Source organism: Dictyobacter aurantiacus (assembly GCF_003967515.1).
Classification (GTDB): Bacteria; Chloroflexota; Ktedonobacteria; order Ktedonobacterales; family Ktedonobacteraceae; genus Dictyobacter; species Dictyobacter aurantiacus.
In genome coordinates, this window is sequence record NZ_BIFQ01000001.1 from 588,308 (window position 1) to 601,206 (window position 12,899).

The 12,899-nt window shown below is 53.7% G+C and carries 12 protein-coding genes; 3 read left to right on the forward strand and 9 right to left on the reverse strand.

Translation table 11 applies throughout. The features are described from left to right. Window positions 1-89: 89 nt before the first annotated feature. Complete coding sequence (locus KTT_RS02350) at window positions 90-1,097, forward strand: ferritin-like domain-containing protein (protein WP_126594460.1); 1,008 nt, start codon at window positions 90-92, stop codon at window positions 1,095-1,097. 140 nt (window positions 1,098-1,237) lie between these two features. On the opposite strand, the gene KTT_RS02355 is transcribed toward KTT_RS02350, so the two are convergent. After that, window positions 1,238-1,861 (reverse strand): TetR-type transcription factor C-terminal domain-containing protein, encoded by a 624-nt coding sequence (locus KTT_RS02355; protein WP_126594461.1) that lies wholly within the window; start codon window positions 1,859-1,861, stop codon window positions 1,238-1,240. Between the two features lie 210 nt (window positions 1,862-2,071). Here KTT_RS02355 and KTT_RS02360 point away from each other — a divergent pair, with 210 nt between their 5' ends. Further along, window positions 2,072-2,632 (forward strand): acyl-CoA thioesterase, encoded by a 561-nt coding sequence (locus KTT_RS02360; protein ID WP_126594462.1) that lies wholly within the window; start codon window positions 2,072-2,074, stop codon window positions 2,630-2,632. Window positions 2,633-2,705: 73 nt separating this feature from the next. Here KTT_RS02360 and bcp read toward each other — a convergent pair whose 3' ends face one another. Both bcp and KTT_RS02370 read right to left on the reverse strand, forming a co-directional pair. Beyond that, the gene (gene bcp, locus KTT_RS02365) at window positions 2,706-3,206 is read right to left on the reverse strand and encodes a thioredoxin-dependent thiol peroxidase (RefSeq protein WP_126594463.1); all 501 of its coding nucleotides are present in this window, start codon (window positions 3,204-3,206) and stop codon (window positions 2,706-2,708) included. A gap of 510 nt (window positions 3,207-3,716) precedes the next feature. Next, on the reverse strand, window positions 3,717-4,931 hold the full coding sequence (locus tag KTT_RS02370; protein WP_126594464.1) for an IS110 family RNA-guided transposase: 1,215 nt from the start codon (window positions 4,929-4,931) through the stop codon (window positions 3,717-3,719). A gap of 268 nt (window positions 4,932-5,199) precedes the next feature. Between KTT_RS02370 and KTT_RS02375 the strand changes: the two genes are divergently transcribed. Then, complete coding sequence (locus KTT_RS02375; protein ID WP_126594465.1) at window positions 5,200-5,490, forward strand: DUF1330 domain-containing protein; 291 nt, start codon at window positions 5,200-5,202, stop codon at window positions 5,488-5,490. A gap of 75 nt (window positions 5,491-5,565) precedes the next feature. On the opposite strand, the gene KTT_RS02380 is transcribed toward KTT_RS02375, so the two are convergent. The 6 genes from KTT_RS02380 to nadB all read right to left on the reverse strand — a co-directional run bounded on the left by KTT_RS02380 (window position 5,566) and on the right by nadB (window position 12,742). Then, window positions 5,566-6,399: an energy-coupling factor transporter transmembrane component T family protein gene (locus tag KTT_RS02380; RefSeq protein ID WP_160145591.1), complete on the reverse strand. Its 834-nt coding sequence runs from the start codon at window positions 6,397-6,399 to the stop codon at window positions 5,566-5,568. Window positions 6,400-6,429: 30 nt separating this feature from the next. Further along, window positions 6,430-8,217 carry an ABC transporter ATP-binding protein gene (locus KTT_RS36940; RefSeq protein ID WP_167838167.1) on the reverse strand — a complete coding sequence of 596 codons (1,788 nt, stop codon included), beginning with the start codon at window positions 8,215-8,217 and terminating at the stop codon, window positions 6,430-6,432. Window positions 8,218-8,222: 5 nt separating this feature from the next. Next, the gene (locus KTT_RS02390; protein ID WP_218030813.1) at window positions 8,223-8,828 is read right to left on the reverse strand and encodes an ECF transporter S component; all 606 of its coding nucleotides are present in this window, start codon (window positions 8,826-8,828) and stop codon (window positions 8,223-8,225) included. 193 nt (window positions 8,829-9,021) lie between these two features. Continuing rightward, complete coding sequence (gene nadA / locus KTT_RS02395; protein ID WP_126594467.1) at window positions 9,022-10,206, reverse strand: quinolinate synthase NadA; 1,185 nt, start codon at window positions 10,204-10,206, stop codon at window positions 9,022-9,024. A gap of 24 nt (window positions 10,207-10,230) precedes the next feature. Continuing rightward, window positions 10,231-11,073 carry a carboxylating nicotinate-nucleotide diphosphorylase gene (gene nadC, locus KTT_RS02400; protein WP_126594468.1) on the reverse strand — a complete coding sequence of 281 codons (843 nt, stop codon included), beginning with the start codon at window positions 11,071-11,073 and terminating at the stop codon, window positions 10,231-10,233. Continuing rightward, window positions 11,066-12,742, reverse strand: coding sequence for an L-aspartate oxidase (gene nadB, locus KTT_RS02405; protein WP_126594469.1), 1,677 nt, complete (start codon window positions 12,740-12,742; stop codon window positions 11,066-11,068). The genes nadC and nadB overlap by 8 nt, the downstream gene beginning before the upstream one ends. Window positions 12,743-12,899: the final 157 nt, after the last annotated feature.

Here is a 12,899-nt window from a genome sequence, read left to right on the forward strand (position 1 = left end):
CCTGGTTATTCTAGTAGAGAGGCTATCAAATCGATAGTCTCCCTACCAGGATTTTTCTAATCCTTCTTGAGAAAGGACTTAGGTATCGTATGAGAACAAATGACGATCAGTCGCTTGATAATGCCCAAACGTACCTGACTGAAATGATCACTGCTCAGCGTGCACGCCGCACCGTTCTGAAAGGAGCTGTCGCGAGCCTGGCCTCTCTTTCGGCCCTGGGAACAGGTGCGCTTGTCAAACCAGGAGCAGTATTTGCACATAGCTTGAATTCAAAGCTCCAGCACATCATTGATATCGCCATCACGCTGGAACAACTAGCGGTCACTACCTACAGCAATGGCATTGCGCAGCTAGGCCTTTCAGGGGACAACCTCAAGTCCCTCCAGGCCGCTCTGGTAGAAGAGCAGATTCATGAGCTCTTCTTCGAGTCTTTGGGCGCACAACCGCTCACCAGTACATTCAGCTATCCTGATGGCAATAGTACGTTTACTAGCTTATCCAATTTTATTGACGCGCAACAACAGCTGGAAGAGCTTCTTGCCTCGGTTTACCTGGCCGGTGTAGTGGAAGTAGCGCAGTTAAACCAGGATCGGCTGGCTCAAATTCTGGCGCAGATCGCCGGTATTGAGTCCGAGCATCGCGTCCTGGGTAGGGTTATTAATGGTTCTGAGCCAATCAATAATTATGCCTATACCCCCGTGCTGATTAAACACGTTGCGGACGCGATAAGTGTACTATCCATGGATGGATACCTGAGCCCGGTACCCGGTAATAGTTACGCGTATTCCCAGGTCAGTACGCATTACCCAGACATTAAGTATCGTACCCCGTACATCACTAACAGCAATCCTGGTAGCACTGGTAGCAGATCCAATACGTCTGGCGCCGGTGGTCCTGGCGGCGCCGGTGGCCCTGGCGGTCCTGGCGGTTCCGGTAGTGTCGGGAGCACTGGTGGTGTCGGCGGGACAGGAAATCCGGGCCCATCTGCAGGGCAGACCGGCCCCGTTGACAATTCTCAGCCCATTTATGATGATAGTGGTGACGACAATGGGCCATCCGGGTTTGCTCACAAGCGGCCAGTTAAGATGGGCTTCTAAGCGCTCAGTCTGATATTCCTGGCAAATGATAGCAGGCTCTATACCTCTACCCATCACATATACCCGCTATGGCATAGAGCCTCTATCGACCCTGGTAAAGCGCATGGCGTACGCTCATGCTCATCACCATGCCAGAAGTATCAGTCTGGCTGCTCTTCTTTCTGGTAAAGATAGTCGATAGCTCCATCCAGTGGCACCACATAATCTGAACGGAGCGCATTCAGCAAGAGGACGCTGTATTGATCTGCAAGGCGAGTAAAAGTTAAAGCATCACTGGCATTGAACCACTGATGAGTCCACTGCAACGCCGAAAGCACGAACAAACAGGCGAGCAAACTATCAGACACACGGAAGACTTTTTCTTTAACACCCGCAACAACAACGCGGTAAAAATATGCATCATACGTTTCACGCATTGCCTGAATCTCCTGGCGCCGGACATCATCGAGAAAGACCCAATCACGCAAAAAGACGCTGACATGATCGCGATCCTGCGATACAACTTCCAGGTGACGATAGATCAACAGATGCAACTGCTCAGCAGGAGAAATCGTACGTGGCACGGTACGCGCCTGGGTCAAAAACAGACCAGCCACGCGTGACACAATATGCCAGAGCATCTCATCCCTGGTCCCGAGCAAGCCAACGACATGGGCCTCACTCATCTCTAGTACACGCGCGATATCGCGCATCGTCGTACCTTGATATCCCTTGTCTCCAAACTGCTTCGCCACGATGGTCCATAGTTCCTCTTTGTTACGCATCTTCACTTCACCCCCACCAGAACAACCACACGTTACAGTACCTTATATGCCGAAAGATATTATTCAACCCTGGCTACTCTAAAGATACCGAAAAGGGTATCCAAAGCGGAAAAGGTAAGTCGAGAATATATATACAGGCGGCCTTGTTGCCCGGAACAGAATAAGATATAGTAGTGGGTGCAAAACAATGTATGTGTAAGAGAGAGTAACATGAACCCATTCGATAGAATATTCACACGCTACCGCAACTTTCCCGAAGTCGATCTGACGCAGGGACGTAGTATCGCCTATTCGCGGAGCACCACGCGCAGAATCATGGAGTTAATCGATGCCAACAGCCAGGGCAACGTTCATGGCGGCGTTATCATGCGCATGGTAGACGAAGCTGCCGCCATTGTCGCCATCAAACACTGTCAGACACCGACTGTCGTCACCGCACGCGTTGAGCGCTTTGACTTTCTCGCCCCCGCCTTTATCGGCGATGTAGTCTCCGTCAACTGCACCATGCACTATGTTGGCAGAACCAGCATGGAGGTCGGTGTCGAAGTGACCGCCGAAGACCTGATCAGCCGCGAGGTGCGCAAGATCGCCAGCAGCTACGTCATCTATGTCGCCCTGGACGAGAACCGCAAACCACGAGCGGTCCCCCCGCTGGTCCCGGCCGACGAGGAAGAAGCCCGCATCATTGAGCATGCACGACAGCGCCGTCTGCGCCGTCAAAAGATCGACGAAGAATTTAAACAACTACAACGCGAAGCCGACGCGCAGTAAAACAACCCAAAAGAAGCGGCATCCAATATGAATGTGTTGGATGCCGCTTGACATATTACTGAAAAAGAGACGTTTAGAGACCCAGGGACTCAACAGTCTCCAACACTTCGTTGGCGTGCTCGTCGGGCTTCACCTTGCGCCAGACTTTGCGCACGATGCCGTCTTTATCGATCAAGAAGGTCTGGCGGTCAACACCCATATATTTTTTGCCGTACATGCTCTTCTCTGTCCAGACATGGTACTGTTCCGCAACCGTCTTTTCGGTATCGGCGAGCAGGGGAAATGGGAGAGAAAACTTATCTTTGAACTTCTGATGGGATGCGATACTATCTACACTGATGCCGAGAACGACTACGCCGCGCTGTTGTAACAGATGGTTGGCATCACGGAAGCTACAGGCCTCCTTCGTACAGCCGGGGGTATCATCTTTTGGATAGAAGTAGAGAACAACAACGTTCTTGCCCTTGAAGTCACCTAAATGTACCTGACCATCTTTGACTATATCTTCGCTACCAATAGCGGGCAATGTAAAATCGGGAGCAGGCTGCTGTTCCTGAATTTCGGTTTCGCTCATAAAAACACCTCTTACATTAGCGTATTTAGTTCGTGTTTAAGACCATCCCAGAAAACGAATTAAAGGGCGGTTTCTGGTACGCTCTTACATGCATTGAAACAGAAGCTATGCCAGAAATATTCCTCGCAGCACTACAGCACAGGCAGCAAGGTATCATTCTCCACCTGCGCTCTGTATAAGATAAAAATTGACAGCCGTATTTCTTTTCCTTATGCTGTAGACAACGGTCGCTAACAGGCGTTCCGAGCAAAATCTACCATCACTACCAGATCGCAAGAAAAGATCCTCTATGTCAAGTCTAAAAAGCGCATCAAGAAAAGCTGAAAGGGGGAAATGAAACTGGGGAAACAAGGACTGCCTTCAACTGAGCATGAAGGAGCATATCATGCCGCAGCGCGGTGTCAAGCCGCTTCACTTTCCTTGACACCGCGCTGCTTGCATGATCAGAAGAAGACATGCTCAGCTGAAGGCAAAAAAACAGGCGGTTTTGCCTTTCAAAGATGGCCCTTTCTATGCGGCTCTGGGAGCATGAGCCAGCTTCGCGGACTGAAAGATGGCAGCGTCATAGCACTCGTGCTTGCTCCAGAGCGCAAAGAGGATTCTCACCCACAGATTAGAAAGGGCACGAACGGCTTCCGTATGGCTTTTCCCTTCACTTCGTTTACGCAGATAGTAATCCCTCGCCCAGGGTTCTTGTTGGGTACTTTGCCACGCAAACTGGTGCAAGGCATTGCGCAGAGGTTTACTACAGGCATAACGGCGGTGGGCTTTCGCGTAGGTTCCACTCTGAAAGATGACGGGCGAGGTTCCAGCCAACGCCTGCAAATTGCTCGCTCGCAGGTAGCGGCTTCTCTCATCCCCAATCTCCGCCAACAGTCGAGGGGCGAGCCGTTTTCCAGCACGGGGCAAACTGCTGAAAATCGGACTGTCAGCGTGGGTCAAAAAAAGGTCTTCAATCACCTTATCATATTCGGCGATCTCTTCCACCAGCGGCAGCAGTTGCTTGACTTGGACCAACATCAGGCGGGACTTGGTCCGCGTTGTAATCGCATCAGCGGTCAAATGGGATTGATGCAGCCTCTGGAAGATCAAGGGCGCTGCCTTTGTCGGATTGGTATGCCTTCCCTGGCGCAATGTGACCTCAATCTCTTGTACCGAGGCCCCCATAGCCGCTTGCGGAGTCGGATAGGTTTGCAAAAACATCAGCGTCGAATGCTGCTGAAGCTTGGCAAACAACTGCAAAGCCACTGGATAGTATGCTTTGAGGCAAGCTGTCAACTGGTTTACCAGTCGGGTCTGGCTCTGAATCAAGCTATCTTGATCGCGGGTCAATGCTTTCAATTCAGCAATGATGTCGCTATCAGGTTTCAAGCGCCGCAAGTCCACCAGTTCAGCCCGTCCATGTTTCGCCAACAGGTAGGCATCAAGCGCGTCCGTCTTTACCCCAGAAGCTGGCCGCCGACGATCAACCGTTTTGGGATGAACTGGATACACGTGCCAACCTGCTTCCAGCAGCGCAGTGATCAGCAGCCCACGAGATGTTTCGATGATGCAAGCCATCTGGTCTCGATCATCTGGGCCAGTAATATCTTCCAAGAAGGCATTCAGGTGATGCAAGCCTTCAGGCGTATGGTTGACGCGCAACGATCCAACTTGGCGGCCAGCATCGTCAATGACCAACACATCGTGGTGAGCGTTCGCCCAATCAATACCAGCATACCACATAGCAAACTCCCTTCTCGAAGAGAACTGTTCCTGGGTCAGCGTGTTCTTATACTGCGGTGCTCAATGAAGGCACGATCCTCTAATGGACGCTCCATCCAGGAACAGCAGGAGGCGAAGCGCGATCTTTTCTAATTGGTCGAGCCAGGTGAAAGAGGTAGACTTTCGCCTCCTGCGTTCGACTCGTTTCTGGAGCAAGTGTACCGCTTGCTCCGTCCCTCTCTCGAGAGGGCTTGTAAACATATTACTGTATAAGAAAGAAGTGAAATCAATGGCTGCATATTTTATTGTTGATGTTAAAGTGCATGATCCCCAGACATATGAGGAGTATCGTAAGCAGGTCGCGGCGACGCTGGAAAAATACGGCGGTAAATTTCTGGTGCGCGGAGGAGCCTTCGAGGTCATCGAGGGCGAATGGCCCCTGCAGCGCCTGGTGATCCTGGAATTTGAAGACGCGGCACAGTTCAGGCGCTGGTACGATTCGCCCGAATATTCAAAGATAAGAGAGATCCGCTTCCGCGCATCTGAAGCCCGGGCCGTGATGGTCCAGGAAGTCGAATAGTTTCTGCTATAGCAGAGCCGCTTCAAGCGGCTCTGCTATTTTTTTGAGATGGTTGCGCAAACATTCAAATCAACGTCAGTGGCTGAACAGGATATTGATGCCGACAATGATCACACAGACGAGGACGGTCGTTGTCAAAGCTAAAACATCAAAGCGTGTGAAGTGCAGGGCACGCAGCCTGGTGCGCCGCCAGCCCGCATAGCGTCCATAACAGCGAGCCTCCATAGCCACGTTGAGAACTTTGACTTTTTTGAAGCCACTGACAAAGAGTGGGATAAGCAACAGGGAAAGCTTTGAGACGCGCTGGAAGAGGTTGCCCTGGTCAAAATTCAATCCCCGAGCCGCCTGGGCTTTCATTAAGCGCTCGACCTCGGTGACAAATATCGGGATAAACTTCAGGGCGATCACCAGTACCATCACCAGGGCATCGATCGGGATGCCAATCTTCTGCAGCGGAGCGGCCAGCACCTCCATACCATCCGTCAGATCGACCATCGAAGTTGTAAAGGACAGCATGGTCGCCAGGTAGTAGAGGAAGAGGACGCGCACAATCGTCAGTACGCTATTGGTGATGCCCTGCCACGTTATGCCCAGGATCCACCAGTGCCAGAGCCATTGTGAGCTATATGGAGGCACATAGAATAGTACCTCAAAGATAAAGGCGATCAACAAGAAAATGAGAAATGGTCTCAGACTGCGCAAGACATAGCCGAACGAGATGCGTGATAGCTGATGCAAAACGATGCAAAACAGCAGGCAGAGCGCAAAGGCCTGAAAGGTACTCAGATAGGAGGTCAGGCCGATCAACAAGACAGCGCAGATCAGCTTGGCCCGTGGGTCCATACGCGCCAGCATAGAGCCGTTGTTCACATACTGCCCAAAGGTTATATAGCGAGAAAGCTCAATCATAGCCACCATCCTTGCAAGGACACTGATAGCTCAAAGAACACTGAAACGTGCTTTCAGCAGTTCCGCTTCTAATTCAGCGCGATCCAGGACATCGGTCCGCAATGTCGGTAACTGCGCGCGCAAGGAGAGCGCGATCTGTGCCGCCTCCGGCAGGGCAATATCCAGGGCGCGCAACTCCGGCGCCCGCGCCAGCGTCTCCCTGGGTGTACCACTAAAGACCAGGCGCCCCTTGTCCAGCACATGAATAGTATCCACCAGTTCGATCACATCCTTCAGGCTACTGGATGCGTAGATAAGCGTTAAACCCGAGCGCTGCTTGAGCGCCCGTATCAGGGCAAACAGCTCATGACGCCCACGTGGATCAAGACCGGCCATCGGCTCATCAAAGATAATCACCTCCGGCTGCAGGGCCAGCACGCCCGCGATCGCCACCCTGCGCTTCTGACCACCGCTCAGGGCATAGGTATAGCGGGTGCGAAAATCCTCATAGGACAGGCCCACCGCCTCCAGAGACTCTTGCACTAGGCGACGCGACTCGGCCAGGGATACCTTGCGCTGACGCGGCCCAAACGAAACATCTTTGCCCACCGTCTCCTCAAAAATCTGCGATTCAGGAGATTGAAAGACAACACCCACACGAGAACGCATGCTGGCCAGTTTAAACGCTTTATCGCCTGTGTTCCTACCATCAAAATAAAAGAGGCCGGAAGCGGGTTTGATCAGTCCCGCCAGCAGATCAATCAGCGTTGACTTGCCCGAACCAGTGGGACCCACCAGACCAACGGCGCTCCCCGGCGTGATCGCTAGCTCCAACTGATGCAAAACCTCCTGAGCGAACGGCGTCCCACCTCTATGTATATAAGAAATATCATACAGTCCGAACAGGAAGGCATCGCCTTTTTCTGTGATCAACTCGGGGGTGAGAGGATGAAGCACATGAGGCTGATCGGTGCGAGCCGGATCGCTCACGCTCACAGGAGCAACCGGGCTGGCGGCTTCGAGAGAAACAACAAGCTGCTCGGGACTCAATACCACAGATGGAAGCTGTGGCCAGCCCTGAGATCGCAAAGTGTTCCCGATATGCGTCACCATCGGGACGTCCAGTCCAATGGTCTGAAGTTCGTCGGTACGAGAAAAGATGGCCGCTGGCGTATCATCCATCAAGATGCGACCGGCATCCATCACAATCACGCGATCAAACGCAATGATCTCAGGCATAAAATGCGTGATATGGATGACGGCAATCCCCTGCTCGTGCGCCAGGTGCCGGATCGTTTCCATCAGTTGATTAGCTGTGTGACCGGAGATCATGGTGGTGGGTTCGTCCAGGATCAGGTAGCGCGGTCGCATAGCCAGCACACCAGCAATAGCCACGCGCTGCTTCAGGCTGACCGAGAGTTCGCTGATCGCGACCTGCGCGTAGTCCTCCAGCTCCAGAGCCTGCATGGCCTCGCGTACACGTATAGCGATCTCGGCGCGCGCCAGGCCAAGATTCTCTGGACCAAAGGCTACCTCATCGATGACCGTGCTGGCGATCAGTTGATCATCTGGATTTTGAAAGACCACCCCAACGCGCTGACGAATGGTCCAGATGTCGTCCCCACCGGCATCGGTGCGCAGGCCATCAACCAGAACTGAACCAGATTGGGGCATCAGGATAGCGGACAGCAATCTGCTGAGCGTGCTCTTCCCCGAACCGTTCTGACCAATAATGGCGACCGTCTCTCCTTCACGGATGGTCAGAGAAATATCGCGTAGCGCAGGCGGCACGTCCGCCTGCGCGCTATAGTTAAATGTAGCGTTCTTGATCTCAATCATAATGGTTAGTACGGCAGTTGATCACGCGGTTTCGTGTCAGGTGCGTGGACCAGACGCGACTCCAGAATGTAGAAGATGCGTACCAGAATAACGGTCAGGATCGCCGCGATAATTGCCTCAATGATGGATTGCACCAGGACGATCGAAATAATGACCTGCGCCGGAAAATAGCCACGAATAATCAGAGCCGCCACAACCAGGATGGTATTGGTGGCCGCGCCTACAAAGCCTGCCGCCGCCGCCGCCAGGTCCCGGTTGATGCGTACCAGGGCGGCAAAAGTAGCCCAGGCGGTCAGACCAATAAAGAGGCGTGGCAAAATAGCGACGCTTGGATCTTTGAAAAACGGCACGGTGGCTCGAAAGAAGCTCACCACCCCAAAGATCAAGCCCGAAATAAGACCAACGACTGGACCAGCGATTACTCCACCCACAATGGTGGGAATGTGCTCAATGGTCGCGTTGCCGATGGCATTGGGAAGAGGGATAAAGCCGAGGTTTGGTATAACGCCAAGGATAATGGTAATGGCAGCCAGTACACCCGCAATGATGATCCGTTCCGTCGTCAATGACCAGGGACGAGTAGTGGAAGGATTAGAGCTTACGTCACTCACATTCTTGCTCCTTCTGAAAGAAAACCAGCTTCCAATAAAAAGGCGGTTTGCTTTACCAGTATAAACCAGATGAGTTCAAAAGAAAAGTGAATATTGTTTTGTGTATTGGAGTGGCAGCGGCGCGAATGCGCCGCTGCCACTCCAATACACAAAACAATATTCGCTTTTCAATCAGAGGAGAGTAAACCACTCTCTATGCCAGATCGAGCATGCGCTGCAGAGCGACACGTGCCCAATGGGCGGTCTCATCATCGACGCTGACCTGGTTGATTACATTACCCTCCAGAAGCTCTTCCAATACCCAGGCGACGTAGGCCGGATGGATGCGGTACATGGTTGAGCAGGGGCAGACGATCGGATCGAGGCAGAAGACAAACTTGTCAGGATTCTCCTGCGCGATGCGGTGAACCAGGTTGATCTCGGTGGCTACCGCCCACTGGCTACCCGCCGGTGCCTTCTCGATCTGCTCGATGATGTATTCAGTCGAGCCGTAGAGATCGGCGGCATTGACCACCTCCTGACGGCACTCAGGATGGACGATGACGTTGATACCGGGATAATCGGTGCGCGCCTTCTCGATCTGCTCAACGCTGAAGCGCATGTGGGTCGAGCAATGCCCTTTCCAGAGGATGATCTTTGAGTTAGCCAACACCTCTTCCGCATCATCAAAGGCCATCGGATCTTTGGGATCCCAGACCACCATCTGGTCGGCGGCGATGCCGTAGTGGGCCGCCGTGTTGCGTCCCAGGTGCTGATCAGGGAAGAAGAGCACGCGCTTACCCTGCTTGAACGCCCAATCGATAACCTTTGGGGCATTCGACGAGGTACAGACGATACCTCCGTTGACGCCACAAAAAGCCTTCAGGTTGGCCGCCGAGTTCATGTAGGTGACCGGAATGATACCGGCGTCATCCCCCAGCGTCTCATGCAGCAATTCCCAGCACTCTTCGACCTCGGCGATATTGGCCATATCGGCCATAGAGCAGCCAGCCGCTGGATTGGGCAGGATGACTTTCTGATGCGGTCCACTGAGCACATCGGCACTTTCAGCCATGAAATGGACGCCACAGAAGACGATATAGTCGGCATTTTTGCGTCTGGAAGCCAGTTGCGCTAGCTTAAATGAGTCACCGCGATAGTCCGCGTACTTGATAATTTCGTCACGCTGGTAGTGGTGGCCCAGAATCACCAGGCGCTCGCCAAGTGCGGCCCGGGCCGCACTGATGCGGCGGTCCAGTTCCTCACCACCCATCTCAGCATAGAACAGAGGGATCGCATCTACGCGCTTTGAAAGGTCATAGCGGGCGCGTTTCTGCGGATTCAGCAGTGGCAGTACATGCGTTTCCTGGCTTACGGCACACTCGGTTTTGACAGCCATGGGTTTGCTCCTTCAGAACATGCTTTATGCAAACTCTAGAGAGATGTTAAAATTGGGCGCTGAATGCGTCAGGGCACCAAGCGAGATAAAATCTACGCCAGTCGCGGCAACAGCGCGTAAACGCTCAGGATTGGTTCCGATATCACCAGAGGCCTCGATCAAAACACGGGAATCTTCACAGCGGATCACATCTACCGCCTCGCCCATCTGTTCAACCGTCATATTATCCAGCAGAATAACATCGGCACCCGCCTCCAGCGCTGTGCGTACCTCGGCCAGCGTCTCACATTCGACTTCAATTTTGAGCAGGTGGGGCGCCATCTGACGCGCACCGGTCACAGCAGCCTTGATGCCACCCGCCGCTTTAATATGATTATCTTTAATCAGAACGCCATCATTGAGCCCAAAACGATGATTGTAGCCTCCACCCAGCAATACAGCCATTTTTTCCAGGGCACGCAGACCTGGCGTGGTTTTACGAGTATCGATGATACGCGTGCGCGAACCTTCAATGGCCCGCACACACTGCGCGGTCAGCGTCGCGACACCAGACAGGCGACCCAGGAAATTGAGGGCCACACGCTCGGCGCTCAAAAGCGAACGAGCGGGACCTGCCAGCAGCAGCAGATTCTCATCAGCCTGCACCGACGCACCATCACGCACCAATTGCTGAATCTGAATGCGCTCGTCTACCTGTCGAAACACTTCGACAGCCACAGCGATACCGGCAACGACGCCCGGCTTGCGCGCCAGGATGCGCCCCTCCGACCACTGCTCCTCGGGTACCGTACTCAGGGTGGTGATATCAGCAAAGGCTCCATCTTCTTCTAACGCCTGCTTGATCAGATCCACAGGTGGTTTATACATGTGAGATAGCCTCCTTCTGCAGCTCCAGTGATCCAAAAGGAACACTGTGCAGAGGCACAAAAGCCAGATGCCGGGCAGCCAGGCGTGTATCAGTTTCCTGATAATCCAGACGCCAGTGGCTCCCCCGACTCTCTCTCCGTTCGAGGGCTGCGGCAATGACCAGCTCAGCCACAAGCAGCATATTCAATGTTTCTAAGGTAAAGGAATCGCATTCTTCAGCCATGGACAACGCGGCGCGCAACCACTGCATCTGGCGCTGCGCTTCGAGCAGCCCTTCCTGATCGCGGCACAACGACACATACTGCCACATCACCTGGCGCACCGTCTGGCGAACCTGTGCTGTTGACAGCTCATGCAACGGACTAGATGCCGATACATCTATGGCGCGAATTTCGTCATTGTATGTTAGAATCCGGGCCGCACGATACAGCGACGACGAGCCCATAGACTCCATGCCACCGGTTTGTACAAGGTGATCAGCGATGCGAATTCCATACACCAGACCCTCCAGCAACGAATTGCTGGCCAGGCGATTGGCGCCATGCACACCGGTACAGGCCACCTCACCAACGGCATATAGGCCATCCACGGTGGTATGACCATAGGTATCCACCAGCACACCACCCATGCAATAATGGGCCGCCGGAGCGATCGGCAATAGATCGGTCGCCAGGTCCAGGCCATGCTGTCGGCAGAAGGCAGAGATGGTCGGGAAGCGCGCATGCATCTTCTCCGCGGGCAGGTGGCGCAGATCCAGATACTGACAATCGGTCTGCTCGCTCAGCATCTCGCTCAAGATCGCGCGTGCCACCACGTCGCGTGGAGCCAGTTCCTCCTGCGGACTGTAGCGCGGCATAAAACGCTCGCCGGCATGGTTGCGCAGATACGCCCCCTCACCGCGCACCGCCTCAGAAATGAGGTTGGAGGCCCCATCAACCACCATCACAGTGGGATGAAACTGCATAAATTCCAGGTCGGTTAGTGCGGCGCCCGCCTCCCAGGCCAGCGCCAATCCATCAGCCGTCGCGCCAGCAGGATTCGAGGTATGTAGCCACAGGCCGCCCGCCCCGCCATTTGCCAGCACTACAACATGAGCCTCCACAGAGAAGGACTCTCCATTGCGGTATGTCGCTTGCAAACCCACACAGCGACCATCACGCATGATCAAATGTTGCACAAAAGTATTTTCGTATACATCAATCGAGGAACGCGCCTGAATAGCAGTCGTCAGCGCGCGCTCAATCTCAGCGCCCGTTGCATCACCACCGGCGTGCAGCACACGCCAGCGGCAATGGGCACCCTCACGGCCTAACAGCAGCCCATCGGGTGTGGCATGAGCATCTTCACCGGGCTGTGCCCGATCGAACTGGACACCCATTTCGATCAACCAGCGCACAGCTCCAGGAGCCTGCTCAACCAGAGTACGTACCGCCTCCTCGTCACATAGTCCAGCACCGGCAACCAGCGTATCCTGCAGATGAAGCTCGGGATCATCATCTTCTCCCAGAGCCACCGCCAGTCCCCCCTGCGCATAGCGCGTATTGCTCTCACCGAGCTGCCCCTTGGTGAAAAGGGCCACACGCACATGCTCGGGCAAACGCAAAGCTACCGAAAGTCCCGCGATGCCGCCACCAATGATAGCCACATCAAACGGTTGGCTGTGAGTCATGCCTTATTCTCCTCCGAATAAGTGTAACTTGTACACTTACGACTCAGACAAAAAAGAAAAGGTGTTTATCTTACACTAAGTCCGACCTTTAGTGTCAAGTGTACCCTATTTTGGGGCGTTTGTCCATGCTAGATTGTGCGAATCTGGCGTTCTTCCA